Annotated in this window: 22 protein-coding genes and 1 pseudogene; 8 read left to right on the plus strand and 15 right to left on the minus strand. The window is 70.7% G+C overall.

Annotated features, from left to right (window positions below; translation table 11 throughout):
* Positions 1-16 precede the first annotated feature (16 nt).
* The 3 genes and pseudogenes from GLX25_RS18915 to GLX25_RS13540 form a co-directional block, all read right to left on the minus strand.
* Positions 17-1066, minus strand: coding sequence for an HNH endonuclease family protein (locus GLX25_RS18915; RefSeq protein ID WP_309299158.1), 1050 nt, complete (start codon positions 1064-1066; stop codon positions 17-19).
* Between the two features lie 12 nt (positions 1067-1078).
* Positions 1079-1666, minus strand: a pseudogene (locus GLX25_RS18920) (DUF262 domain-containing protein); the annotation flags it as partial.
* A 16-nt stretch (positions 1667-1682) separates the two neighbouring features.
* Positions 1683-2957, minus strand: coding sequence for an NINE protein (locus tag GLX25_RS13540; protein WP_155843003.1), 1275 nt, complete (start codon positions 2955-2957; stop codon positions 1683-1685).
* A 315-nt stretch (positions 2958-3272) separates the two neighbouring features.
* Between GLX25_RS13540 and GLX25_RS13545 the strand changes: the two genes are divergently transcribed.
* The gene (locus GLX25_RS13545; protein ID WP_155843004.1) at positions 3273-3650 is read left to right on the plus strand and encodes a hypothetical protein; all 378 of its coding nucleotides are present in this window, start codon (positions 3273-3275) and stop codon (positions 3648-3650) included.
* Positions 3651-3672: 22 nt separating this feature from the next.
* On the opposite strand, the gene GLX25_RS13550 is transcribed toward GLX25_RS13545, so the two are convergent.
* From GLX25_RS13550 to GLX25_RS13565, 4 genes are all read right to left on the minus strand, one after another.
* Positions 3673-4209: a hypothetical protein gene (locus tag GLX25_RS13550; RefSeq protein ID WP_155843005.1), complete on the minus strand. Its 537-nt coding sequence runs from the start codon at positions 4207-4209 to the stop codon at positions 3673-3675.
* A 215-nt stretch (positions 4210-4424) separates the two neighbouring features.
* On the minus strand, positions 4425-5165 hold the full coding sequence (locus tag GLX25_RS13555) for a hypothetical protein (protein WP_155843006.1): 741 nt from the start codon (positions 5163-5165) through the stop codon (positions 4425-4427).
* Positions 5166-5185: 20 nt separating this feature from the next.
* Entirely contained in the window at positions 5186-6151 is a 966-nt protein-coding gene (locus GLX25_RS13560) for a winged helix-turn-helix domain-containing protein (RefSeq protein ID WP_155843007.1), read from the minus strand.
* Positions 6152-6265: 114 nt separating this feature from the next.
* Entirely contained in the window at positions 6266-7522 is a 1257-nt protein-coding gene (locus GLX25_RS13565) for a hypothetical protein (RefSeq protein WP_155843008.1), read from the minus strand.
* A gap of 352 nt (positions 7523-7874) precedes the next feature.
* Between GLX25_RS13565 and GLX25_RS13570 the strand changes: the two genes are divergently transcribed.
* Positions 7875-9527 (plus strand): S8 family peptidase, encoded by a 1653-nt coding sequence (locus GLX25_RS13570; RefSeq protein WP_205719903.1) that lies wholly within the window; start codon positions 7875-7877, stop codon positions 9525-9527.
* A gap of 87 nt (positions 9528-9614) precedes the next feature.
* Here GLX25_RS13570 and GLX25_RS13575 read toward each other — a convergent pair whose 3' ends face one another.
* The 6 genes from GLX25_RS13575 to GLX25_RS13600 all read right to left on the minus strand — a co-directional run bounded on the left by GLX25_RS13575 (position 9615) and on the right by GLX25_RS13600 (position 15447).
* Entirely contained in the window at positions 9615-9989 is a 375-nt protein-coding gene (locus GLX25_RS13575; RefSeq protein ID WP_155843009.1) for a YciI family protein, read from the minus strand.
* A 117-nt stretch (positions 9990-10106) separates the two neighbouring features.
* A complete protein-coding gene (locus GLX25_RS13580; protein ID WP_155843010.1) occupies positions 10107-10442 on the minus strand; it encodes a HepT-like ribonuclease domain-containing protein in 336 nt (111 codons plus the stop codon).
* Positions 10439-10939: a nucleotidyltransferase domain-containing protein gene (locus tag GLX25_RS18925; RefSeq protein WP_271192627.1), complete on the minus strand. Its 501-nt coding sequence runs from the start codon at positions 10937-10939 to the stop codon at positions 10439-10441. The genes GLX25_RS13580 and GLX25_RS18925 overlap by 4 nt, the downstream gene beginning before the upstream one ends.
* A gap of 415 nt (positions 10940-11354) precedes the next feature.
* Positions 11355-13754 carry a phosphoenolpyruvate synthase gene (gene ppsA / locus GLX25_RS13590; RefSeq protein ID WP_166548811.1) on the minus strand — a complete coding sequence of 800 codons (2400 nt, stop codon included), beginning with the start codon at positions 13752-13754 and terminating at the stop codon, positions 11355-11357.
* 452 nt (positions 13755-14206) lie between these two features.
* Entirely contained in the window at positions 14207-14476 is a 270-nt protein-coding gene (locus GLX25_RS13595) for a DUF1876 domain-containing protein (RefSeq protein WP_155843011.1), read from the minus strand.
* Positions 14477-14730: 254 nt separating this feature from the next.
* Entirely contained in the window at positions 14731-15447 is a 717-nt protein-coding gene (locus tag GLX25_RS13600) for an O-methyltransferase (protein ID WP_155843012.1), read from the minus strand.
* 145 nt (positions 15448-15592) lie between these two features.
* Here GLX25_RS13600 and GLX25_RS13605 point away from each other — a divergent pair, with 145 nt between their 5' ends.
* Positions 15593-15868 carry a DUF4242 domain-containing protein gene (locus GLX25_RS13605; RefSeq protein ID WP_155843013.1) on the plus strand — a complete coding sequence of 92 codons (276 nt, stop codon included), beginning with the start codon at positions 15593-15595 and terminating at the stop codon, positions 15866-15868.
* Positions 15869-15884: 16 nt separating this feature from the next.
* Here the strand turns inward: GLX25_RS13605 and GLX25_RS13610 are convergent, their stop codons facing one another.
* Positions 15885-18815 carry a helix-turn-helix transcriptional regulator gene (locus GLX25_RS13610; RefSeq protein WP_155843014.1) on the minus strand — a complete coding sequence of 977 codons (2931 nt, stop codon included), beginning with the start codon at positions 18813-18815 and terminating at the stop codon, positions 15885-15887.
* Between the two features lie 167 nt (positions 18816-18982).
* Between GLX25_RS13610 and GLX25_RS13615 the strand changes: the two genes are divergently transcribed.
* From GLX25_RS13615 to GLX25_RS13630, 4 genes are all read left to right on the plus strand, one after another.
* On the plus strand, positions 18983-19228 hold the full coding sequence (locus GLX25_RS13615) for a hypothetical protein (RefSeq protein WP_155843015.1): 246 nt from the start codon (positions 18983-18985) through the stop codon (positions 19226-19228).
* Between the two features lie 110 nt (positions 19229-19338).
* A complete protein-coding gene (locus GLX25_RS13620) occupies positions 19339-19806 on the plus strand; it encodes a hypothetical protein (RefSeq protein ID WP_155843016.1) in 468 nt (155 codons plus the stop codon).
* Positions 19803-20651, plus strand: coding sequence for an SDR family oxidoreductase (locus tag GLX25_RS13625; protein WP_155843017.1), 849 nt, complete (start codon positions 19803-19805; stop codon positions 20649-20651). The genes GLX25_RS13620 and GLX25_RS13625 overlap by 4 nt, the downstream gene beginning before the upstream one ends.
* A 309-nt stretch (positions 20652-20960) precedes the next feature.
* Positions 20961-21473: a methylated-DNA--[protein]-cysteine S-methyltransferase gene (locus GLX25_RS13630; protein ID WP_155843018.1), complete on the plus strand. Its 513-nt coding sequence runs from the start codon at positions 20961-20963 to the stop codon at positions 21471-21473.
* A gap of 120 nt (positions 21474-21593) precedes the next feature.
* On the opposite strand, the gene GLX25_RS13635 is transcribed toward GLX25_RS13630, so the two are convergent.
* Positions 21594-23354 carry a cytochrome b gene (locus tag GLX25_RS13635; RefSeq protein WP_155843019.1) on the minus strand — a complete coding sequence of 587 codons (1761 nt, stop codon included), beginning with the start codon at positions 23352-23354 and terminating at the stop codon, positions 21594-21596.
* A 192-nt stretch (positions 23355-23546) separates the two neighbouring features.
* On the opposite strand from GLX25_RS13635, the gene GLX25_RS13640 reads away from it, so the two are divergent.
* Positions 23547-23987 carry an Hsp20/alpha crystallin family protein gene (locus tag GLX25_RS13640; RefSeq protein WP_155843020.1) on the plus strand — a complete coding sequence of 147 codons (441 nt, stop codon included), beginning with the start codon at positions 23547-23549 and terminating at the stop codon, positions 23985-23987.
* Positions 23988-24107 lie beyond the last annotated feature (120 nt).

Genomic DNA, 24107 nt, shown 5'->3' on the forward strand with positions numbered 1-24107 from the left:
GGTGCCGGCATAACCCTCATCCTCTCGGGGAATCAGGCCCTCCACGAATCCCGGGGCGCTTCATCGTGACGATGCGCTCGGCGAGCACCCGCCCGCGTTCGAGAATCGCGTCCGGTCCCCACGTCTGGCGGGCCGCGATCTCGCGGTTCAGCCGCAGGCCGGACGATTCGAGCAGTTCGCGCTTCTCCACGAAGGGGCGGTTGCTGAGTTCCGAGTTGTACGCCGTGAGCGTGAGGTTCGCCAGCGTGTGCAGCAGCTCCTCGTGCACCTCGTCGACGGAGCGATCATCGGTCTGGCTCGCGATGGAATCCCGCCATGTCGGGCTGAGCGTCTGCGGCATGACGTGCTCGATGCTCGTCGCGGAGACATCCGCGAACTCTTTGCCAACCCGTTCTTTGCCGAGGAACGTGATCGGCGTGGCCTCTTCCAGCCAGGCGAGCACCGTCTTCCGTTGGTTCGGACGGCCCTGGTAGTAGAACGGCTTCGTCAAGACGGCTTCGGTCACCTGGGCATCGGTCGCGAAGAACTTCCGACCGACCGTGAAGTATCGGCGGAGCCCGTCGACGGAGGGAGTCTCGCCGAGCTCGGTGACCGCCCGGTTGAAGATCTTCGGGAGCGAGTTCGCGGGCGCTCCGATGATGATCCGTCGGACCAGGAACGACTCGATCACGTGGAGCGCATCGGCGACGTCGGCATCGTCGATGACCCCGTCGTCCCTGAGGCGCAACCAGAACAGCACCAGCACGTCCATCGAGCCGATGCCCCAGCTCTTCACCCGCCGGAGCTGCCTCGCGACGCGTTCATCCCGCTCGAGCGAAGGGTCGCGGTAGATCGCGAAGAGTTCCGCGAGTCGTTTGAACCGCTTGACTTCATCGAGCACCTGCTCCTGGTCGAGGTGCCGAAGTCGTTCGACCTGCCCCGAGTAGATGTCGCCGGCCTTCGAGTCGGGGCTGCGCCAGATCAGGTCGATCCAGAACAGCGCTTCGAGGTCGCTCGGCGAGAGCAGCTTCTGCATCGGCAGCCACCAGGTCTCGTAGACCTCGTCGCCGCGCTCGCCGGCCCGCATGAATAGGTAGTTGCGGAGCAGGTCGCCCTGCGTGAGCTTCATCCCGGTGTTGTTGAGGGATTCGAAGATGCGGTAGACGTTGTCGTCGCCCTTGGCGGTGATCGCGACGAACACGAGCCCGTTCAGCACTGCGCCCTCGATGCGGGGCATGTCGTGCGGGTCGTCGGGATCATCGGCGAGACGCAGCTTCGTCCGGAAGAACCGATAGGCCTCCACCAATCCGGAGGGTGTCGAGTGATCGATCGTGCCGGCGATGATCGACCGGTATGCGGGCCGGTCCGCCTGCGTCGGAAGCAGTTTCAAGCGCGCGTCGCCCTGCTTGAAGCGGTCGACCAGGAAGGTCTCCTCGAGTCGGGCGACCTGAGCGAGATCGTCGGGCTCGGTTTCGGCATAGTGATCGCGCATGGCCGCGATGAGAATGCTCAGAGTGGTGAGGCGCTGCTGGCCGTCGACCACCAGGAACTCGGTGCCGTTCGGTCCGATCTGACCTGTCGAAAGCACGAGCGAGCCGGTGAAGTGCGTCGACGACGGCGACGTGATGTGGGTCTCCGCGAGCTCGATGATGTCGGCCCAGATCCGCTCGAGCTGTTTGAGCGTCCACGCCGCGCTCCGGTGATCAGCCGAAGCTCAGCGTCCATCCTCCGTCGGCGGTCACCGCGATTACCGACGGTCCGGAGCTGAGCGGCACGGTGCCGGAGTACGCACCGATCTCGTTGACGAGCAGCCCCATCGAGAACGCCTCGCCCGTCTCCTCGATCACGACGAAGTTCGACGATCCCTGGTGCGTCGCGGTGAGCGTCGCGGCGTCGCCGTCGTAGAGCATGACCGCGTCGCCGCTGCCCGAGCCGGCGAGCGCGGGGGCGGATGCCACGGGCGCGATCGTGATCGTCCAGTTGCCATCGGCCATGATCTGCAGGCTCTTCGGCTCCGAGAACGAGTTGAAGCCGTAGACCGTCGTGCCCGAGTAGCCGCCGATGGTGTTCACCAGCAGCTCGCCGGTCGACTGGTTCGCGGCATCGAGCACAGTGAGCGCGAAGTTCGAGCCGCCGTCGTGCGTCGCGGTCACGATCGCCGCGGTGGACGGGAGGGTCAGCACGCTGTCGCCCGCGCCCGACTGGGTGACGGGCTCGAACGTACCGAAGGTCTCCGCGGCCCAGTCCGCGACCGTGGGCTGCTCGGGCTCGGGAGCCGGTTCCGGCTCGGGCGCGGGCTCGTCGGCCGCGACATCCGTCTCGGTCTCATCGGATGCCGCGATGCCGGAGCCGGCGACCGGCGCGACGTCGTCGACGCGGTTCGCGGCGTTCACGCCGTTGGCGATGAGCGAGATGACGAGCACGACGCCGGTGACGATCCACGCCATCGTGCGGTACTTGGCGTAGCCGTCGAGCGGGCGGCCGAGCTTGTCGCGCTGGGCGCCGGCGAGTACGAGGACGAGGTCGACGAGCACCCAGACGCCGAGGCCGCCGAGGGTGAACAGCTTCGCGAGGGCGGTGCCGATCTTGCCGAGGTAGAACCGGTCGACGGCGAAGAAGCCGAGGAAGAGGGCGAAGAGCCAAGTGGCGATGAAGGAGTTCGGCGGGGTGGGGCCGGTCGGTGCCTGGGAGCCGTACGGGGTGGCTGCGGGGTCGGCGGTCGTCGCGGCGGTCGGGGTCGGGGTCGGGGTCGGGGCGGCGCCGGCGCTCGCGCTCGCGTCGAGCGGGGCGGTGTGCTCCGTCCAGACGGTGCCGTCGAAGTAGCGCTGCGCGCCGCTGCCGTCGGGGTACCAGCCGGCGGGCGTGACGGTCTGGTCGGGCGCTTCCGCAGGGGAAGTTGCGTCGCCCGCCGCGCCGGGGGACGGTTCGGACGCGTCGGGCTGGGCTCCGTTGGACGGGGTGGTCGTCGAGTCGGTCATGATCGTTCGCTTTCGCTGCGGTGCCGGATGCGTCGAATGCAGGTCCGCATCGCCGTCGGGTCGACAGCTGACCGACGTTACTGACGTGGTCCGACGCGAGGATGGCGTCGACGGTCGAGGCGGTGCGAACCGGGCGCACGGAAACCGCGCCTGACCTGTGCTTGCTGCGGGATCACCCCCACAAGTGGTCACGAGCGTTCAGCGACGGCCTCGAGGACGGATGTCGGTGGCCCTCCCTAAAGTCGGAATCTTCGGCTACGGCTGGAGTCAACGAGGAGCACCGACATGGGCTCGGACTCACCCCTCAGCGCACGGATGCACGCCGCCCTCCACGCCGGCGGCAGCCACGCGGACCACATCGATCGCACGCAGTTCCTCGCCGACGTGCAGGCGCTCGAGCTGCGGCTCGCGATCATCGACGACCGGTTCGACCGCCTGGCGGCGCGGCCGGATGACGCATACCGGGAGTTCCGTCGCGACACGCTCACGCGCATGCGGTCGGTCGCTGATCGCGCTGGCGCGCTGGAGGCTGCGGGGCGGCTCGATCAGCATCGCCGTCGGCATGTCGCGGCGGTGCTGACGGTCGTGCAGCGGCGGATGGCGCAGATGGATGCGCGGCATGCGATGCACCGGGATCGGCGGGCGCGGCGGCGGGATGGTCCGCGGCTTCGGGAGCTCAAGCTGCTCGCGTAGTCCCCGACCTGCCTCGAGATGATCAGTCGACGGCTGCGGTCCGCTCCGGCAGATCCGGTTCGTCCGGGACCGCGGTGATGTGCCTCGTCACGAAAATCTTCTGCCGCGTCGGGTACGCCCGACGGGTCGTTCGTGCGGAGAAGTTCCGCTCCAGATCGAAGTCGAGCGGGCCAACCGCGGGGAGGACATCCACGCCCTTCAGTCCGTCCTCCAATCGAAGTCGCAGCGTCTCGGCAAGTGCCTCCACGTCCTCGAGTACCGCATGGACGAGTCGCTCGAACTCGTCGGTCACGTCGGGCGGCAGCCACTGACTGATCGTCGGTGCCCAGATGCGGCGTCGGTCGGGGCGTTCAGCGGTCGTCACCACCAGTGGCCACGTCGTCGACATCTCACTCTGCGAATGCGCGACCGTGGTGTTCCGATAGGCCCTGATCCGCTCATGGATATCGGCGAATGCGCTCGGGATCTCGATGTGGCGATCGAGCGTCGACCGCACCTTCGACGGTACGAACGCGCGGCAGTAGGCGACGACGGCCGCATCGACAAGGAAGCCCGCCATGTCGAAGTCGTCCGCATCTCGGCATCGCGCGGCGAAAGTGAGCGCGGTGGCCGCTGGGGAGAGGTCCGCCGGCGAAGTGCATGAGCTCCAGATAGCGGCGCGCTTCCGGGGAGTCGGGCAGCAACGAGAACTGCGCGGACGCCGCATCATCGCGTTCATCTGCCGTGTTCACGGGACGAGCATATGGCGGACGTTGACGCGGGCAACGTCTGCGCTCATACGACCGGTCGGCCGATATGCGCACGGATGAGCGCCGTAAGCACCTCTGGACGTACTCGCGCTGCGCCCAACGACGGATTCCGTCGAGCCGTATCGGCGATCCGATGCAGAGTGCGCTGCGCGTCTCCGCGGGCGCCTGACAGGGCGGGCACGGCGATTCGCCAGCCGCCGATCTCGGTCGAGTCGTACTGGTGGGCGATATGGAGCAGGTTGTGGACGTCGGTGAGATCCTTCGCGGCGCCGCGACTGGCGTATGCCGCCGCCTTCAGGACGACCGCGATCTCGACGGGCGGAAGTCTCGTCGAGAACTCGAGTGAGGATGTGTCAGTGAGGAGCACCCGAACGTCGGCTTCGATGGGGTCGACGGCGAGCGCGAGACGCACGCCCGGGGCGGCGTCGAAGCCGCGTCCTCCGACCTCCTGTCGGGTGAACGCACCTCCGCTGGCGGGGATCAGCAGGTCGATCCGCTGCCCGAGCTTCTCGTACGAGTTGCCTGCCGTCGGAACGTAGCCCGCTTCCGAGAGTAGCTCGTGGACCGTGCCGCTCGCGGCGATCTCGGGCCCAATCGCGGCGTCGGCGTCGGCGGTTTGTCGGATGACGGCGTCCGGCGTCGGATACGCCGTCGTCAGCAGACCGGCCATCTGGCCGCCGACGACCCGCGCTTCCAGGCCCGCGATTGCGGTGGAGACATCCGCCAGTGCTCGGAACGCCAGGTCATCCGCCCGGCTGATTGCCACGGTCTCGATGCTGCGCCGGATCATTCTGCGGACCAGTTTCGCTCGACCGCCTCGAGGAGATGCTCGACCGCGTCGTCCGCGTCCGGGCCGCCGATGCGCTTCACGTCGTGGGCGCAGATGAGCGGATCGACGGTTCGCGGGGTGGCGCCCGACGCGAACGCCGTAGCGGTTGCCCAGATCGTGGGGTCGGCCGGTACGGCGTACTCAAGGGTGGCGCGTTCGGGGTCGGACTCGGCGAAACCGCTTGCGACCAGGTCGAGGCCGGTTCGGCCGTAGACGATCGCGCGGGTCGGCTTTCGCCAGGGCGCGATGAGGTCGGCCCCGGCATCGCCGGAGATGAGCACGGGCGCATCGCCGACAGATCCGGCGACCGTGCCTGCCTGTGCGACGACCGGCTCCAGTGAGTACCAGTTCGTCGTGATGCCGCGGGGGCCGGGGTACTGCGCGAGGAAGGCTTCGGCCACGGCGCGCACGTCGTGTGCGTGCCAGCCGTCCGAGCTCCGGGCGACGAGGTCGCCGAGTTGTCGGAGCGACTGCGACACGGCTGCCTGGGTCACACCCGCCTCCGCGGCGAGCTGTGTTTGGGTTCGGGGTGAGCGAGTCCTTGCGAGCACCCGCAGGAGCGCGTAACGGCCCCACGGGACCCGCCGCGTGGTCGGCGGCCACGAAAAGTCGGCGACATCCGACGGAGCGCGGTACTCCCTCCCGTCGAGCACGAAGACCCCGTCACGCACCGCCGCGATCGCGATTCGTTCGTCCTCCGCGGCCAGCCTTCGCAGGCCGTCGGTGAGTCGCGGGACCACGTAGAGGCGCAGGCCCTCATGACGATCGTCGGCCCGGACGGAGGCAGGGGAGGGCGGGCTCTGCCGCACGTACAGTCGGGCATTCCGTTCGGCGATGGTCACACTGTCGAACGTCGTCACCTCGACGGGCAGGCCTGCGGAGGTGATCAGGTCGAGTGCGTCACTCGGAGTGATGGCGCGCATCCGCAGTCCTCCATAAGTCGGAACGCTGAATGCCAATATAACTTATAACGGTCAGATCCACCCTGACTTATGCGGTGGTGCAGTGCAGCGCCGAGAATTCGCGCATCGTCGCGATCACACCCCCGCCGCGTCCATCCGCGCGATGAGCGACGGCCGCCTCGCGTACTTCGCCCGCAACTCGGCGAGCAGTGCGTCGGCAAGTTCGGGCATGCCGGCCTTCACCGCGGCGGCCCGGAGCTTCTTCATTCGGCGCACCGCGCCTGGGTACACCCGTGAGACCGCCTGCACGAGTCGGTCGTCGATGAGCTGCGCCATCACGGGCAGCGCGGCCGCGGGATCGATCGTCAGGTACCGGTCGACGAGCTCGTCCCACTGGTCGGGGAGGATTCGACCCGTGCCGGCCTCCGTGGCCAGAAGCGCCTCGCTCCACGCTCGGCGCAGGTCGCCCGTGTCGAGCAGGTAGGCGAGCAGTTCCCGCGGCCGTGCCCGCAGCGTCTCGATCGCGCTTTCGCGACGGTCGGGCCAGGATGCCGGGTCGGCATGCTGCCACGCGGTCGCGTTCGCCGCGGTGGGCCAGCGTTCGAACACCTGCGCCGCGGCATCCGCTGCCTGAGCCGGATCGTCGGCGACGAGCGACCGCCAGAGTTCGCCGCACTGCTGCTGCTGGTGCGGTCCGCCCGGCAGGGTCATACCCTCGTGGGCGACGACCGCGGCGCGAGCGGAGAAGCCGGCCTCGGCGAGCGCCTTCGCCGCGTCGGAGCGGAAGTACGCCTTCGGCATGTCGCCGCCGTGCGTGCGGACGATGGCCTCCTCGTCGCCGTGCAGCACGGCGAGGCGCTGCAGGTTCCGGAGCACGGCATGCCGCGCATGCCATTCGCCGTCGTTCGTCCATTCGGCATCGGGGCGGCTGTCGAAGGGGAGCGCGAGCGCTGCCCGACGTTCGAACAGCTTCGACTCGAACCGGGCGATGCCGCGCTCACCGAGCGCGTCGGCGTAGTCGACGGCGTCGATGCGGAAGTACTCGCCGAGCTCGCCGAACTGCTGCTGCTGGATCCAGGTCACGAGCTTCGCGGGCGACGGCGGCGCCTCGGCGCAGAGCTTCGCGTGCAGCGCGAGCAGGTCGCCGATCACGAGCTGGATCACCCCATTGGAGTCGTCCGCCCGCATCAGCACTCGGAACGTGCTCGCGAGCGCCCGCTGGACCACCGGGATGACGCCGGCCGCGCCGTAGTCGTCGGCCATGTCCTCCAGCAGCAGCACGCCCTGCTCGGCCTCGAACGCGTACTCGTTCACCCGGCCCGTGCGATACAGGTCGCGCGACGTCGTGCGGAACGAGGCGAGCACGTTCGGGATGTCGCGTTCGAGGGGCATGGGATCAAGGATGGCAGGCAGCCGTGAGGTGGGTGATGTGATCGATCGCGCACTTCCGTTTCTGTGCGCGAACCCGCACGCGTCGTACCGGACTTTGCAGCGATTCGGATCGGCATTTCGCAACGATCATGATCGGTATCTCGCAACCTGTGTGATCGGTGGAATGCAATCGCGATCCCCGTGGCGCCGGGCCGTTCGAGGTCGATGGAGACATCCGGGCCCACCCCGATGCATCCGCCCCACACCCCGGCGCATGATCCCAACGTAACCACCGAAACCGGCCGGCCGCCCGCGCGCGGCGCCCAGCGCACGCGCGCGCACGACCGCCATCCCGAACGGAGGGGAGCGGATCATGGGCATGATCGACGGCAAGGAGCTCGACCCGGTCGAGGCACCGGACGTGCAGCGGCGGGTGGTCGTGAAGGTCACCGATGCGGCGCGGCGCGAGCGGGCGCTGAAGGAGCGTCCGGGTGAGCGGCGGGCGGGGGAGCGGGAGGACGACGTCGGCCGCGACATGGTCGACGCGTTCGCGTACCTCGGGGACGTGATCGCGGAGTACCAGGATCGGGTGAGTGCGGAGGCGTACCTCGAGCCGATGGTCGGGCGCGACGAGCAGGAGCGGCTCGGGCGGGGGCGGCGGGCCCGGTTCGACGGGTATGCGGCGATCACGGTGCGGGACGAGGCATCCGCTGCCGAGCTCGCGAAGGAACTCGACGCGCGCGACGACGTCGAGACCGCCTACGTCGAGGGCGGGCCGACGCCGCCGCCGGGGCCGCCGCCGGTGAACGCGGGCGACGACCCGCGCAGCGGGAACCAGGGGTACCTGGATGCCGCGCCCGACGGCATCGACGCGCGGTGGGCGTGGGGTGCGACGGATGGCACGGGCATCGGGTTCGTCGACCTCGAGCAGGGGTGGACGCTGAACCACGAGGACCTCGCGGCGGCCGGCATCACGATCATCTCAGGCGTGAGCCAGGCGTACCACGGGCACGGCACCGCGGTGCTCGGCGAGGTCGTCGCGGTCGACAACGCGAAGGGCGGCGTGGGCATCGCGCCCGCGGCATCCGCTCGGGTGGTGTCGCAGTTCCGCACGTCATCGACGTACAGCACCGCGGCGGCCATCATCTCGGCGGCCGACGCCATGTCGCCGGGCGACGTGCTGCTGCTCGAGGCGCAGACCACCGCGGCCGGGTCGTCGACGACGTACCTTCCGGTGGAGGTCGAGCAGGCGGTGTTCGACGCCATCCGCGATGCGGTCGACGCCGGCATCGTGGTCGTCGAGGCGGCCGGCAACGGTGACAACGACCTCGACGACTGGACGGATGCCTCCGGCCGGCACCTGCTGAAGGTCGGCGACGCCGACTACCGCGACTCCGGGGCGATCATGGTCGGCGCCGGGTCATCCGCCGCACCGCACTCGCGGCTGTCGTTCTCGAACCACGGCAGCCGCATCGACTGCTACGCCTGGGGCCAGAACGTCGACACCACGGGCGACGGATGGACCGGCACGTCGACCACGGCCTACACCGGGTCGTTCGGCGGAACGTCCGGTGCCAGCCCGATCGTCACGGGCGCCGCAGTGCTGCTGCAGAGCTGGCAGCGGGCGCGCTCGGGGAATCCGTTCTCGCCGGGCACCGTGCGCACCTGGCTGTCGTCGTCGCTCAACACGCCGAGCGCCGACCCGGCGACCGACCGCATCGGGGTCATGCCCGACCTGAAGGCGATCTTCGAGCGCATCGAGTGGAACGACCGCTTCCGCATCGATGATCGCTACGTCTACTGGGCGCTGATCCTCTTCGGGATCATCAACGATGCGCCGGGGCTCATCTGGGTGCCGGGCAAGGGGCCGGTGCCGGTGGATCCCGACTGGCGGGACGTCGCGGCGCGCGGGCGGCGGGAGCTGGTCGCGTCGATCGCGCGCGAGGCGCGGGCGTTCGACGGGCGGTTGACGCCGAAGCAGTTGGACCGGATCGCGGAGAAGGCGTTCAAGACGCTCGGGCGGTGAGCAGGTACTTCAGCGGAGGGTGCCGCATGAGAATCCTGCGGATGGTCGCCCACAGGGCGACATCGGCCGGATTCTCATGCGCCGGACTCACGCCTCCGGTTCGCCCTGCAGCGCCCGCACCTCGATCGGGGTGCGCAGCGCCCGCGATGCGCGAGTCGCCCACTCCACGGCCGCCGGCTCGTCGGCCGCCTCGATCACCCAGAAGCCGCTCACGTAGAGGGGCGCCTCGAACGGCTCGTCGAGCACGCGCGGCTCGGCGCCCGAGGCATCCACGGTCTTCGCCGTCGACGGCGGGTGCAGGCCGCCGGCGAACCGGAACGCGCCCGACTCCACGAGCGCGGTGTTGAACTCGTCGACCGCGGCCATCACGGCGGCGAGCTCAGCCGGGTCCATGGCCTGCATCGACTCCATCGTCGGCTCGTCGGCCGAGTCGTGGGGAATGGTCAGGAAGTACTGGGTCATCGCTCTGTCCTCTCGTGAAGGGGCGGATGTCGCCCTCACTTCAGACGTCGAATGACGAGCGGGTCGATCGACATCGTCGCCGACATTCGATGACGGATGCCGCGATCACCGCGCCGATCAGGCGCGGATGCGCTCGACGAGCTCGGCCAGCTCGGGGAAGCTGCGCGACGCGGTGACCCAGAGCGCGTCGGCGTCGACGCGGTCGTCGTGGTGGACCACGAAGTCGCGGTTGCGCGCGGCCTGCGACCAGAGTGGGTCACTGAAGCGTGACGGGTCCGCGGCGACCAGGCGCTTCGCGAGGTCGCCGACGCGATTCGACAGAGCCTCGAACGCAAGGGGGATCGCGGGGTCGCGGACGAAGTCTTCGTGCCCGCGGGCGACCAGCGTCGAGGCGGTCTCGAGCGTCGCGCTGAGGTCGTCCAGCCAGCGGTCGATGCGAACGTCCGGCCTCACTGGTCGACGGCCTCGGCCAGCACGGCCCGATCGCGTTTCGGGTCGAGCGCGCGACGCGACACGACAACCACCGGGCGGTCGAGCAGCGACTCGAGGTCGAGCTCGAACTGGGCGAGGTCGAAGAGCGACGCATCGGGGTCGGGGTCGACGAGCAGGTCGACGTCGCTTTCGGGGGTCTCGTCGCCGCGCGCCACCGAGCCGAACACCTGCACGGAGCGGATGCGATTCGCGCGGGCGAGTCGCTCGATGAGCGGCTTGCGGCGGTGGAGGACGTCGAGCATGGGCTCCGGCGCGCGCTCGCGGGGGGAGGAGAGCGAGTCGAGCGCTGCGTACGGTACGAGCACCGCCTCGGGCTTGCGATGCGACCCGATGACGACCGGGCGCGCTTCCGCGCCACGAGCTCGGAACTCGCGGAGCAGACCCGAAAGGCCGGCGCGCGCCACGGCGACCGGCATGACCGGGCTGTCGGAGAGGTCGTGGAGCGGATCGGATGGCACTGGCCGATTCTATCGCATACATGTACAGAAATATGTACACATATGGCTGATGAGGGTCCCGCCTCGAGCGGTGGGAGAAAGGTATTCCGGGGATACCTTTCTCCCACCTTTCGCGGAGAGGGGTCGTCCGGGTGGCGGTTGGCGGCCTGAAGGCAGTCGAGGCCCGGGCGCCGCAGGCGTCCGCCGTGCCGGCGTCTGCCGTGCCGGCGTCTGCCGTGCCGGTGCTCGGCGTGCCGGCATCTGCCGTGCCGGCGCCTGCCGTGCCGGCGTCTGCCGTGCCGGCGTCTGCCGTTCAGGCGGCGACCCGTGGCATCCGCTCACGAGGCGGCGCGGACGAGCAGGGCCGCGCGGGCGATCGTGCGCCCGCGCGGCCCCGCGGCATCCGCTGCGCCCTGAGGCCGGCGCAGCCGAGCCCTCAGACCAGCGCCGCCTCCCGCTTCGCGGCCTCCATCCGGCCGAGCCTCTGCCAGGTCTCGACGACCGTGTCGGGGTTGAGCGAGATCGACGAGATGCCCTGCGACAACAGCCACTCGGCGAAGTCGGGGTGGTCGCTCGGGCCCTGGCCGCAGATGCCGACGTACTTGCCGCGCGAGACGCACGCCTCGATCGCCATGCTCAGGATCTTCAGCACCGCGGGGTCGCGCTCGTCGAAGACGCGGGCCATCTCGGCCGAGTCGCGGTCGACGCCCAGCGTGAGCTGGGTGAGGTCGTTCGAGCCGATCGAGAAGCCGTCGAAGTGGTTGAGGAACTCGTGCGCGAGCACTGCGTTGCTCGGCACCTCGCACATCATCACGACCTGCAGGCCGTTCTGCCCGCGGACCAGCCCGTTCTCGGCGAGCGCCGCGATCACGGCCTCGGCCTCGGCGATCGTGCGGACGAACGGGATCATGATCTTCACGTTCGTCAGGCCCATCTCGTCGCGCACGAACTTCAGCGCCTGGCACTCGAGGTCGAAGCACTCGCGGAATCCCGGCGACACGTAGCGCGACGCCCCGCGGAACCCGAGCATCGGGTTCTCCTCGTCGGGCTCGTACCGGTCGCCGCCGACCAGGTTGGCGTACTCGTTCGACTTGAAGTCCGACATCCGCACGATCACCGGGCCGGGCGCGAACGCGGCCGCCAGCGTCGAGACGCCCTCGGCGACGCGCTTGACGAAGAAGTCGCGCGCGCCGGCGTACGGCGCGATGCGCGCGCGGATCTCCTTCGCCACCTCGGGCGCCTGGTCGTCGACGTCGAGCAGCGCCTTCGGGTGGATGCCGATCTGCCGGTTGATGATGAACTCGAGGCGGGCCAGGCCGATGCCGTCGTTCGGGGTCTGCGCGAAGTTGAACGCCTGCTCGGGCGTGCCGACGTTCATCATCACCGACGTCGGGATCTCGGGCAGGTCGCCGAGGTCGGTGTACTCGATCGAGAAGTCGAGCGTGCCCTCGTAGACGTACCCGGTCTCGCCCTCACCGCACGAGACGGTGACCTGCTGTCCGTCGACGAGGGCGGATGTCGCGTCGCCCGTGCCGACGACGGCGGGCACGCCGAGCTCGCGGGCGATGATCGCGGCGTGACAGGTGCGGCCGCCGCGGTTGGTGATGATCGCCGACGCCATCTTCATCACCGGCTCCCAATCGGGGTCGGTCATGTCGGCCACGAGCACGTCGCCGGGGTTGAACTGGTGCATGTCCTCGATCGACGAGAGCACGCGCGCCGGGCCGGCGCCGATCTTGTGCCCGATCGCGCGCCCCTCCGTGACGACCGTGCCGCGCTCGCCGAGGACGAACCGCTCGGTGCGGCCGGTGCGGCGGGCGACGACGGTCTCGGGGCGGGCCTGCACGATGTAGAGGCGGCCGTCGATGCCGTCCTTCGCCCACTCGATGTCCATGGGGCGGCCGTAGTGCTCCTCGATGCTGACCGCGTAGCGGGCGAGTTCCTCGATCTCGGCGTCGTTCAGGCTGAAGCGTCGCGCCTCGACGGGCGTGACCGGCACGAACTCGACCGTGCGGCCGACGTGCTTCGACTTCGTGTAGATCATCTTCGTGGCCTTCTCGCCCGCGGTCCGCTTCAGGATGGCGGGGCGCCCGGCGTTCAGCGCCGGCTTGTAGACGACGAACTCGTCCGGGTTCACGGCGCCCTGCACGACGCCCTCGCCGAGCCCGTACGCCGACGTGATGAGCACCGCGTTCGAGAACCCCGACTCGGTGTCGATGGTGAACATCACGCCCGACGAGGCGAGGTCGCTCCGCACCATCCGCTGGATGCCCACCGACAGCGCGACGTCGAGGTGCGCGAAGCCGTGGTGCACGCGGTACGAGATCGCACGGTCGTTGTAGAGCGACGCGAACACCTCGTGCACGGCCTGGAGGATCTGGTCGATGCCGCGGATGTTGAGGAACGTCTCCTGCTGGCCGGCGAAGGATGCGTCGGGCAGGTCCTCCGCGGTCGCGCTCGAGCGGACGGCCCACGAGACCGGTTCGGCCGGATCCTCGCCCTCGGTGAGGGTCGCGTACGCGGCGCGGATCTCGGACTCGAGTTGCTCGGGCAGTGGGGTCGCGATGATGTCCTCGCGGATGGTGCGGCCGGCGCGAGCCAGCGCGAGCGTGTCGGAGCTGTCGAGGCCGAGGAGCGTCGCGGCGATCCGGTCCTCGAGCCCGGTCTGGGCGAGGAACGTGCGGAACGCGTCGGCCGTGGTCGCGAACCCCTCCGGCACGTTCACGCCGGCGGCGCCGAGGTTGTGGATGAGTTCACCGAGCGAGGCGTTCTTGCCGCCCACCCTTCCGATGTCGTCGAGGCCGAGGTCGGAGAGCCAGAGGATGTTGGTGGTCACGGTGGACTCCCTTTCGATGTCGTGAGGCGATGGGACCGGCGGGATCGGTGCCGGTGAATCGAGATTGCCTCACGTCATGGGAGCCGCTTTGCCAAATCGGCGCGAAAGAATCGCTGGAATTAACCGATCCGGCCGGAAATGGTCACCTTGATCGGCGGATCACGTCGAGAACCGATGAATGTTTCGTGCGTATGACAGCCAAGGCGGGCCCGGGCGCGGCTCGTCCCGGCGTCGCGCCCGTCCCGCGGCTCCGAATGGCCTCGCGACGTCCCGGCCGAGCGTTGCCGATTCCGTCATGTGCACGGTCGTGCACATGAGCGAACGCGACACCCTCGGCCGGCCGGCAGCGCGCTCGGACTCGCTGCATCGGAGCAGAGTCGACCGGGCGTGCGCTGGCGCGCCGCGGCATCCGTCACCGCCACCGAGTCGGCGCAGGCGGCGACCGCTCGCGCCTACCGGTGCAGGTGCGCAGGCTGGCCGGTCGCGCCGCGGATGTCCTTCTCCGCGGTGTGCAGCATGCGCTCGGCGAGGTTGCGCAGCGCGCGCGACACGGCGAGCTCGTCGCCGATCTCGGGCACGCTCGGATCGAGCGGATTGCGCTGCGCGTGGCCGTCGCCGGTCACGTCCAGCCCTGACGGCGTGCGCAGGCTGACGTGCGCCCAGGTGCTGTCTTCTTGCTCGTCGATGTCGACGGTGACGCTCCACTGCTTCGTCGCAGTCATGGAACTCACCACCCCTCCCGGTCGGTTCCACCGCCAGCGTAGGGCGGGGCGGGGCGGGCGGCGGCGGGTTCGTGCAAGGTGTCCACCCCGGAGTGGCCGGCCGCTCGCGGCGGCGGGCGATTCACAGGATGAGATGGGCGACATGGGCGTGGGTGGATGGATCGGGCGCGTCATCCTGCGAACTCAAACTCGCACTCGCGCCGCGGGCCGCGCGGCTCGCGCCACGCGCGCACACGCCGCGCCTGCGCCGCGGGCTATCGCACGAGCCCGATCGCGAACCCGTCCCATCCCTTCGCGCCGACGGTCTGGAGCGCCGTGGCATCCACCCGCGGGTCGCTGCCGAGCAGTTCGAGGCCGCGCCGCGTGCCGACCACCATCGGGTCGACGTTGCCCGGGTCGGCGACCTCGCCCGCGCGGCCGATGTTGTCGACGACGATGACCGTGCCCGGGCGCCCCAACCGGATCGCCCAGTCGAGGTAGAGCGCGTTCGACTCCTTGTCGGCGTCGATGAAGACGAGGTCGAAGGGGTCGGCGGCGTCGTCGGCGCGGCCGAGCTCGGCCCGGCCGCGCTCCGCGAGCCGCTCGGCGAGGTGCGGCAGCGTGTCGGCGGCACGCCCGACGATGATCTCGACGCGGCCCGCGACATCCGCTCGATCGAGGTTGGCGCGCGCCACGTCGGCGTGCCGCTGCTCGAGCTCGAGCGTCACCACGAGACCGTCAGGGCGGATGCCTCGGGCCAGGTGGATCGTCGAATAGCCCCCGAGCGTGCCGATCTCGAGCACCCGTCGGGCTCCCGTCATGCGGGCGAGCAACTCGAGGAGCCTTCCCGCGAGCGGGGTGACCTCGATCGCGGGAAGGCCCGCGGCGAGGGAGTCGCGGCGGGCGGCGGTCAGGGCGGGATCGTCGTCGAGCAGGGTCGCGGCGAGGTAGTCGTCGACGCGGCGCCAGTTCGCGAGGGTGGGGTCGGCCATGGGGTCAGCCTCGTCCCGGTTCGGCGGGGCGTCAACGGGTGAGGGGGTCGGGTGTCCGCATCGGACGCGTCGACCGGTTCGACCCCGACCCGCTCGGACCCGTCGGGAGTACCCTGTGACCTGAACGCATCGGAGGGGGAAACTGATGCCGTACTTCGTCATCGAACGCAACTACGCCGAAGACGGCGTCGTGCCGGTCGAGGCCGCGCCCGACATCAACCTCATCAACGACGAGGAGGACGTGCGCTGGGTGTACTCGTTCCTCTCGATCGATCGCCGCAAGAGCTACTGCCTCTACGAGGCGCCGTCGATCGAGGCGATCCGCGCCGCCGCGGTGCGGGCCGGGCTCCCCGCCGACGTCGTCACCGAACTGCACGGGCGAGTGATGCCGAGCGGAGAGCTCGCCCCCACCATCGGCTGAGCCGCGGCGTCGGGGGTCACGCGAGCCCGCGCTCGCGCGCGAACATGGCGGCCTGCGTGCGATTCTCCGCGCCGATCTTGGTCAGGATGCTGCGAACGTGGTTCGCCGCGGTGTGCTCGCTGATCATCAGCCGGGCGGCGATGTCGCGGTTGCTGCGGCCCTCGGCGATGAGGCCGATCACCTCGCGCTCGCGAGAGGTGAGCCCTCCCGGGGCGGCGGCCGCGGTGGCATCCGCCGAGTCGAGCGACCGTAGCACCCGTGCCATCCCGGCGGGCGCTGCGATCGCCCGCGCCCGGGCGGCATAGTCCGTCGCCTCACGGGAACGCGGGTCGACCCGCCGAAGGTGCGCGGCCGTCGCCGCGAGCGTGCGGGCGACATGCAACGGAGCGCCGGTCCGCTCGGCGAGATCGAGCGCCGACTCGAAACGAGGCATCGGATCGCCGGCGCCGACGAGCGACTCGAGTTCACCCAGGTAGCAGTCCGCGGGGCCGAACGGTGCGAGGAAGATGCCCGCCATGAGGTTGAGACCCGCGTACTCGGAGAGCCACGCGTGCACCCGTCGCGCGACCTCCGCGTCGCCCAGCAGGAGCGCCGCCTCGGCCAGGAAGACGAGCCGGGCGGACCACACGCTCGAATCGGCGGAGCTCGATTCGGTCCGCTCGAGCAGCCAGTCGAGCACGCGCCGGGTCGGTGTTTCGAGTCCGAGGTCGGTGTACAGCGCGAGCAGGCCGGGTGCCCAGTGCTCCACCGGCGATTCCTCGCCGGTGATGACGCGGCGGATCGGATCCAGCCGACCCGACTCGCGACGCAGCATGTACTCCTGCACCGCGTTCGCACCCGGCGTCGCATCGCCGCGGAACGCGATCTCATCCCGCTGCGCCTGACGGTACGCGACCGCGGCGTCGTCGAGGCGCCCGGCGATGAGCGCGCGACCGAACCGGAGGCACGCGACCCAGTAGTTCCAGTGGCCACCCCACTTCCGGCTCATCTCGGTCAGCGCGACTGCGGATGCCTCGAGGTCGGCGCGTTCGCCGAGCAGGTAGGAGTTCGCGAAGATGTGCAGCGTCGCGGCGGCCATCCACTCGTTGTCGGTCGATCGGGTCAGCTCCAGCAGCTCGCGCGAACGGGCCTGCCGTTTCGCGATGCCCCGGGGCCGGAGCGTGAGCGTCGAGGTCGACCTGAGCACCGAGGCGAGCGTCATCGGGTGGTCGAGCGCGCGCGCGAGCTCGACGGCGCGATCGCCGATCCGCTCCGCCTCGTCGACACTCCCCGTGAACGCGGTCGCGCGCGCGAACGATCCGAGCGCCTCCACGTACAGCGGGTCGGCCGGATCCTCGGGAACGGAGGCCAGGCCGGCCGACAGGAGGTCGCGCGCACGATGCCCGAGCAGGCCCGGACGCCACGAGGCATCCTCGTACCCCATCGCGGCCCGCAGCCGCTGCCGGGCGTCCCCGGTCTCGGCGACCTCCTCGTACAGCAGGCGCGCACGGGCGGTGTCCGCGGCGAGGTCCCAGTCCGCGGCGGCCCGGAGCAGCAACTCGCCCCGCTCGCCGGCGTCGGAGGAGATCGCAGCCGCCTGTTGCAGCATCCGACCGGCATCCTCGGACGCGTACCGGTGCTCCGAGAGTTCGGCGGCCCGGATGAGGTAGGTGATCGCTCGGTCGCCGAAACCGAGTGCACGCGCAGCCGAGTAGTGATGCGCGAGCCGCTGGATCAGCTCCGGGGTCGTCGGGAAGTCGGCCTCGAGCGTCTGCGCGATGTGCGCGTGCGTCCGGAGGAGGTCACCGCTCGACATGGCGTCGATCACCGCCTGGCGGGCGATGGCATGGGGGAACCGGTAGCGGTCGCCCGGTTCGCGCGGTGACTCGATGAGGCCCGCCCGCACCGCGGCATCCATCGCACCGAGGGTGTGATCGGCGGATGCCTCGTCGAGCGCGACCAGCTCGTTCACCTCGACCTCCTGGCCGAGCACCGCGGCGAGCTCGAGCACGACGCGCTGCGCGGGTTCGAGGGTCGCGAGCCGCGATCGCACCAGGTCGCCCACGGAGTCCGGCAGTTCGATGATGCGCGCGCCGTCGCGGCGCTCGGCCTCGACCACGCGACGCCACATCTCGCGGAGCAGGAACGCGTTGCCGCCGGTGAGCTCGCTCAGGGCCTCGGCCGAATCGCGCGCGCCGGACGGAGTGAGCCCGGCGTTCGCCATGACGTACTCGGTGATCTCCTCCGTCGTGAACGGGGCGAGTTCGATGCGCTCGACGCCGCTCAGCCGATTCAGCGACGCGACCGCGTCGACCAGCACGCCGGATCGGTCTGGTGGCGCATTGCGGAACGTCCCGACGAGCAGGAGGCGATGGGCCTGCATCCCGACGACGACCCGGACGAGGAGCCGGACGGCCGCCGGGCCCGCCCAGTGCAGGTCGTCCAGCACGAGCACGATCGGACGCGCGGCGGTCGCGGACTGCAGGACGTCGAGCACGGCGTCGAACATGCGATCCGGCCCGGCCACGCGTGCCTCCGCATCATGGATCGAGCGCGTGAGCACCCGATCGAGCAGCTCGAACGACTCGGACCGACTCGTGGCATCCGTCTCGACCCGACTCGTGGCATCCGTCTCGCCCCGGCCCGTGGCATCCGACTCGCTCCGGTCGGCCGCGACGAGCGCGCGGAGCGGATCGACGAACGGCTCGAACGGTGCACCGAACTCCAGGGCGCACGCGCCGAACAGCACCGTCGCCCCCGCGGCATGGAGCTTCGTGCACACCTCGGCGACGAGTCGCGACTTGCCCGAACCCGGCTCGCCGCTCACGAGGACGACGCGGCCAGCGCCCGCGAGGACGTCCGCCCACGCCGACTCGAGGGCTGCGACCTCATCGTGTCGAGCGACGAACGGCGGCTGCCCCGATATCGTCCAGCCCGCCGGGAGTGCCGGGGCGGACCATTCCCCCATGGCGCACACGATAGTGCGACTCGGACCGGGTGGCGATGGTCCGAATTGACTATGCCCGATCTCCGCCGAAGATGACGCGCTTGCGTCATGCGGCCCCGTGCGCTCGTTCCTACCGTGAGCCCCAACGGTGCTCCGGTCGGAGCTCGCAGGAAGAAGGGAAAGGGATCATGAACGGACGCGCGTTCCTCATCGCCCCGGCCGCGCTGGCAGTGGCCGTGCTCGCGGGATGCGGCGTGACGGAGACCGTGGCCGGATCCGGTTCGGGATCGGGGTCCGCCAAGGTGCAGATGCCGTCGACCGAGGTCTGCCACGCCGCGGCGTGGATCCGCGAGCGGGCCCCCGAGGGCGTGTGCGAGTCCGAGGCGCCCGAAGTCGCGGACGACCTCTCGCCGCGATCGGAGCAGCCACGCTGAGCCGTGCGGTGGCCGAGGTTCCCAAGCGGGGTCCGGCGTCGAAGGCGCTGATGCGTCGTCGATGCCGGGCCACGCCTCACACTTCGCGCCGCCGTTTCGTCGGAGTAGGCATGAGCAGAATCCACTCGGCTGCACTCGCTGCCTCCGCGGCCATCGCGTTCTTCGTCGGCGGGTGGGCGTTCTTCGCGCCCCGCTCGTTCTACGACTCCTTCCCCGGCGTGCTCGGCACCTGGATCTCGACCGATGGGGCGTTCAACGAGCACCTGATCCGCGACGTCGGCGCCATGTACCTCGGCTTGGGCGTCGCGAGCGTCGCCGGCCTGGTCTGGCGGAGCCCGGTGGTGTTCCGAACCCTCGGGCTCGCGTGGACGGTCTTCGGCGCGCTCCACCTCGGCTACCACGTCACGCACCTCGGCCACCAGGACGCCGCCGACGACGTCGCGGCGATCACGTCCCTCACGATCGCGCTCGCGCTCGGCGTCGTGCTGCTGATCCCGGGTCGCGCGCGGTCGCGCGTTGTCGGCGCCGCCTCGCCGTCCCGAACCGATGCCGCCGACACGATGGAGGTGACCCGATGAGGATCGCCATCGCCGGGGCGACCGGCGTCGTCGGGCGACACGTCGTCCGTGCCGCCGAGGCACGCGGTCACGACATCCTGGCCCTCACCCGGAGCGCCGGGCACGATCTCGAACGGGGCAGCGGCCCCGGGGGCACGAGCCTTGCCGCGGCGCTCGACGGCGTCGACGCCGTGATCGACGTGACGAGCGTGCAGACCACCTCGACCACGCGGTCGCGCGCGTTCTTCACCGCGGTCACGGAGCACCTGCTCGCCGCCGAGCGCGACGCGGGCGTCGGCCACCACGTCGCGCTCTCGATCGTCGGCATCGACGGGGTGGATGCGTCGTACTTCGCCGGCAAGCACGCGCAGGAGCGCCTCGTCGAGGCCGGCCCGGTGCCGTACACGATCCTGCGGGCGACGCAGTTCCACGAGTTCGCCGAGCAGGTCTCGGCGCGGCTCTCGCTCGGGCGGCTGCTCACCCCGATCCCGGTCGGACGGTACCGGCCCGTCGCGGCGCGCGAGGTCGGCGCGAGGCTCGTCGAACTCGCCGAGGCCGGCCCCGCCGGGCGGGCCCGCGACCTCACCGGACCGCGCGAGGAACGCCTCGTCGAGATGGTGCGGCGCATGTTCGCGCACGACGGCGTCCGCCGCCCGGTCATCGAGTTCACGCTGCCCGGAGCGTACTTCCGGGCCTCGGCGTCGGGCATGCTGCGCGGCAACGCCGACGCGCTGCGCGGCGCGACGACGTTCGACGAGTGGTTGCGGTCGGCCGACCACACGTCCGTGGGGGCGCAGACGGATGCCGCGGCATCCGTCGACGCGACCGCACCGCCGCAGCGCGGCGGGCGCACGGCCGAGCGCTAGCGAGTTCGCAGGACGAGCCGTCTCATCCCGCCCGAGGCCGGGCCGTGATGGACCTGGCCATGCGAACCGACTGCGACCGAGCCCAGCGTCGCCTGGCGCGCGGTGGCGAAAACAGGATGAGCTGCGACATGGGTGGCCGTGTGGGGGTGATCGGCCGGGTGGTCCTGCGAACGCGGCCGGCGAGTCGGCGTCGGAGCCGGTGAAGGTGACGGTGAAGTAGGGGGACGGGCGCGGCGCCGGCGACGGTCACGTCCGATTCCCGCCGCGCCGGGCGGCCCGGGGCGGCGCGCGACGCGCGAGAATCGACGCATGCCCCGCCGCCACGCCACGCTCCGCACGTCGCTCGGCGACCTGCTCGTGGTCGCCGACCGTGACGGGCTGGCCGGGCTGTACTTCCCGGGCCACTGGCATCCGCCCGCTGCCGACTCGCTCGGCGTCGAGGTCGACGCCCGCGGCGACGCGCTGTTCGGCCGACTCGGCGCCGAGCTCGACGAGTACCTCGCGGGACGCCGCATCCGCTTCGACCTGCCGCTCGCGCCGACGGGCGACGAGTTCCAGCACGCGGTGTGGGGGATGCTGCGTGAGATCCCGTTCGGGTCGACCGTGACGTACGGCGAGCTCGCGCTCCGCCTCGGCGACCGGAATCTCGCCCGGCGCGTGGGCGGGGCCGTCGGGCGGAATCCGATCAGCATCCTCGTGCCGTGCCACCGCGTGGTGGGCGCCGACGGATCGCTCACCGGGTACGCGGGCGGGCTCGACCGCAAGCGACGGCTGCTCGAACTCGAGGGCGCCGAGGTCGTCGCGCAGCGGCGCCTCTTCTGAAGGGCGCTTGCGCAGCCGCGCCGCCGCGAGTCCCGGTCGTGCGGGGTGTATGCAGGATGAGCCGCGTCGTACCGGTCGTCGGGGACCCATGACTCGTCTCATCCTGCGAATTCGTCCCGGCTACGGCCGCCGGGCGCCGCCGCCGACCGGAACCATCCGGGCGCCGGTCTCCGAGTCGATGCTGTCGGCGAGGTACCACCGGGACAGCCGGAACTGCACCCGCCGCGCGAGCGTGAGCCGGCCGCGCTCGTCGGGCCGCAGCACGAGCAGGACCGGCGGCTCGGGGCGTTCGATGCGCGCCCGCGCGGCCGCGCCGAGCGGCGCGTGCACTTCGACGTACTCGCCGCCGGGGAGGCGGACGATCCGCCCGGTCTCGTAGCCGTGGCGCAGTGCGTCGCGGTCGCGGCGCTGCAGGCCGAGGCAGGCGCGGCGCGCGATCGCGAACCCGATGATGGGGCCGAGCACGAGCGTCGCCTGCAGCGCCGCGATCACGCCCTCGAACGTCAGCGAGAACTGCGTCGCGATGAGGTCGGCACTGCCGGCCGCCCACAGGGTGCCGTAGAAGACGATCGCGGCGACGCCGATGCCCGTGCGCGTCGGCGTCGTGCGCGGGCGCTCGAGCAGGTGGTGCTCGCGATGGTCGCCCGTCGCCCACGCCTCGAGGAACGGGTAGACGAGGATCGCCACGAGGAAGGCCGTGACGACCGCGAGCGGGGCGAGCACCGCGAGGGTCCAGGTCCGGTCGAAGAGCACGATCTCCCACCCGGATGGCACGAGCCGCAGCGCCCCGTCGAGGAACCCGGTGTACCAGTCGGGTTGGCTCCCCGCACCGGCGCTGCCGGGGTCGGCCGGGCCGTACAGCCAGATCGGGTTCACCGTGACGGTCGCGGAGATCACGATGATCACGCCCGTTACGAGCGCGACCAGCCCGCCGGCGCGCGCCGCCGCGTTCGGCCACAGCGGGACGCCGACGATGCGATTCCGGGTGACGGTCCCGCCTGCGGAGGTGGGAGAAAGGTATTCCGGGGATACCTTTCTCCCACCTTTCGAGGCGTGGGGGTCGTCGGTGCGACGCGCGAGGCCGGGGTCGGCCGAGCCGCGCCCGCCCGCGGCGCCCGGCCACTGCACCGGCCCGACCCGCCACGCCGCGAGCGCGCGCAGCGCGACGAGCGCGACCAGCGCCGCCGGCGCGATCGCGACGTGCAGCGGGTAGAGGTGCGCGATGACCTCGCCCGGGAACGACCCGCCGAACAGCAGCGACGCCAGCCACGTGCCGACGACCGGGATGCCGAGCGCGATGCCCTCGGTGATGCGGAGGCCGGTGCCCGAGAGCAGGTCGTCGGGCAGCGCGTAGCCGCTCCATCCGCCGGCCAGGGCCGCCACGAAGATCAGGAACAGCAGGACCCACATGCCGCGGCGCGGCTTCCGGAACGCGCCCGTGAAGAACGTCGTCAGCAGTTGCATGATGATGGCCGCCGGCAGCAGCAGACCGGCCCAGTGGTGGGCCTGCCGGACGAGCAGCCCGCCCGGGATCTCGAAGGTGATCCGCATGGTCGAGGCGAACGCGTGCGAGACCTCGGCGCCGCGCAACGGCGCGTACGCGCCGTCGTACGTGGTGGTCGCACTCGACGGCGTGTACCAGAACATGAGCAGGATGCCCGTGACCGTGAGCACCACGATGCAGGCGACGGTCACCACGCCGAACAGGTTCGTCCAGTGCTGCGGCACGGGCCGGCGGGTGAGGGCGGCGCGGATGTCGCCGAGCCGGCGCCCGAAGACGGTGGCGCGCGACATCCGCTCGCCGAGCCGGTCGGTCACGGAGCGGCGATGGGGTCGGAGCGGTCGCCGGGTGTCGGCGTTCGCCGCGGTGGCGGTGCGCATGGATGCCTCCTCGTGAGTGGCTTCACACATACGACCCCGTAGGGCGGCCGGATGTGACATCCGCTCGCCCGCCGTGATCGCCCTCGGCGAACGACGGGTCCGAAGTCTTAGCACTCTCGACCAGTGAGTGCTAATCTCGAAACAAGTTGAGCCGAGGTGACTCAACTCTTGATCTCACGAGAGGAGACGCTCATGGCAATGAGCTGGGACCCGTTCCGCGACCTCGACCGTCTCGCGGCGAGCATGATCGATTCGAGCCGAGGGCCGCGGATGATGCCGATCGACCTGCACCGCGACGGCGACCACTACGTCCTGTCCGCCGACCTGCCCGGGGTCGACCCCGGGTCGATCGACATCGACGTCGACGGTCAGCTGATGACCATCCGCGCCGAGCGCACGCTGCGCAACGACGAGAACGTCCGGTGGCTCGTGCACGAGCGGCCGAGCGGGTCGTTCCTGCGTCAGCTCACCCTCGGCGAGGGCATCGACACCACCGGCATCAGCGCCCACTACGACAACGGCGTGCTGAGCGTGATCATCCCGGTGTCCGAGCGAGCGAAGCCGCGCAAGGTCGAGGTGCGTTCCGCGACCGACGATGTCGTGACGCCCGAGGTCACGTCCAGCGGGAGCTGACGCGGCGCGCCGGGCGGGTCTCGCCGGGCGGGCCGAACGGCAGGCGGGGCGGATGCTGGGCGCTTTCTGCCGGTCGTTGCAACACCTTGCCTGTTAGGTGCTCGTTAGCAGGATAGACAA

It is taken from the genome of Agromyces luteolus (genome assembly GCF_009729855.1).
Classification (GTDB): domain Bacteria; phylum Actinomycetota; class Actinomycetes; order Actinomycetales; family Microbacteriaceae; genus Agromyces; species Agromyces luteolus.

What these genes read in the sequence shown, in the direction of transcription:
- GLX25_RS13630 (WP_155843018.1), top strand. Translation starts at nt 20,961, where the DNA reads ATGCCCCGCCGCCACGCCACGCTCCGCACGTCGCTCGGCGACCTGCTC.
- GLX25_RS13610 (WP_155843014.1), bottom strand. Translation starts at nt 18,815, where the DNA reads ATGGGGGAATGGTCCGCCCCGGCACTCCCGGCGGGCTGGACGATATCG.
- GLX25_RS13560 (WP_155843007.1), bottom strand. Translation starts at nt 6,151, where the DNA reads ATGCGCGCCATCACTCCGAGTGACGCACTCGACCTGATCACCTCCGCA.
- GLX25_RS18915 (WP_309299158.1), bottom strand. Translation starts at nt 1,066, where the DNA reads ATGCGGGCCGGCGAGCGCGGCGACGAGGTCTACGAGACCTGGTGGCTG.
- GLX25_RS13620 (WP_155843016.1), top strand. Translation starts at nt 19,339, where the DNA reads ATGAGCAGAATCCACTCGGCTGCACTCGCTGCCTCCGCGGCCATCGCG.
- GLX25_RS13540 (WP_155843003.1), bottom strand. Translation starts at nt 2,957, where the DNA reads ATGACCGACTCGACGACCACCCCGTCCAACGGAGCCCAGCCCGACGCG.
- GLX25_RS13545 (WP_155843004.1), top strand. Translation starts at nt 3,273, where the DNA reads ATGCACGCCGCCCTCCACGCCGGCGGCAGCCACGCGGACCACATCGAT.
- GLX25_RS13615 (WP_155843015.1), top strand. Translation starts at nt 18,983, where the DNA reads ATGAACGGACGCGCGTTCCTCATCGCCCCGGCCGCGCTGGCAGTGGCC.
- GLX25_RS13600 (WP_155843012.1), bottom strand. Translation starts at nt 15,447, where the DNA reads ATGGCCGACCCCACCCTCGCGAACTGGCGCCGCGTCGACGACTACCTC.
- GLX25_RS13635 (WP_155843019.1), bottom strand. Translation starts at nt 23,354, where the DNA reads ATGCGCACCGCCACCGCGGCGAACGCCGACACCCGGCGACCGCTCCGA.
- GLX25_RS13570 (WP_205719903.1), top strand. Translation starts at nt 7,875, where the DNA reads ATGGGCATGATCGACGGCAAGGAGCTCGACCCGGTCGAGGCACCGGAC.
- GLX25_RS13565 (WP_155843008.1), bottom strand. Translation starts at nt 7,522, where the DNA reads ATGCCCCTCGAACGCGACATCCCGAACGTGCTCGCCTCGTTCCGCACG.
- GLX25_RS13605 (WP_155843013.1), top strand. Translation starts at nt 15,593, where the DNA reads ATGCCGTACTTCGTCATCGAACGCAACTACGCCGAAGACGGCGTCGTG.
- GLX25_RS13625 (WP_155843017.1), top strand. Translation starts at nt 19,803, where the DNA reads ATGAGGATCGCCATCGCCGGGGCGACCGGCGTCGTCGGGCGACACGTC.
- GLX25_RS13640 (WP_155843020.1), top strand. Translation starts at nt 23,547, where the DNA reads ATGGCAATGAGCTGGGACCCGTTCCGCGACCTCGACCGTCTCGCGGCG.
- GLX25_RS13550 (WP_155843005.1), bottom strand. Translation starts at nt 4,209, where the DNA reads ATGGCGGGCTTCCTTGTCGATGCGGCCGTCGTCGCCTACTGCCGCGCG.
- GLX25_RS13595 (WP_155843011.1), bottom strand. Translation starts at nt 14,476, where the DNA reads ATGACTGCGACGAAGCAGTGGAGCGTCACCGTCGACATCGACGAGCAA.
- GLX25_RS13575 (WP_155843009.1), bottom strand. Translation starts at nt 9,989, where the DNA reads ATGACCCAGTACTTCCTGACCATTCCCCACGACTCGGCCGACGAGCCG.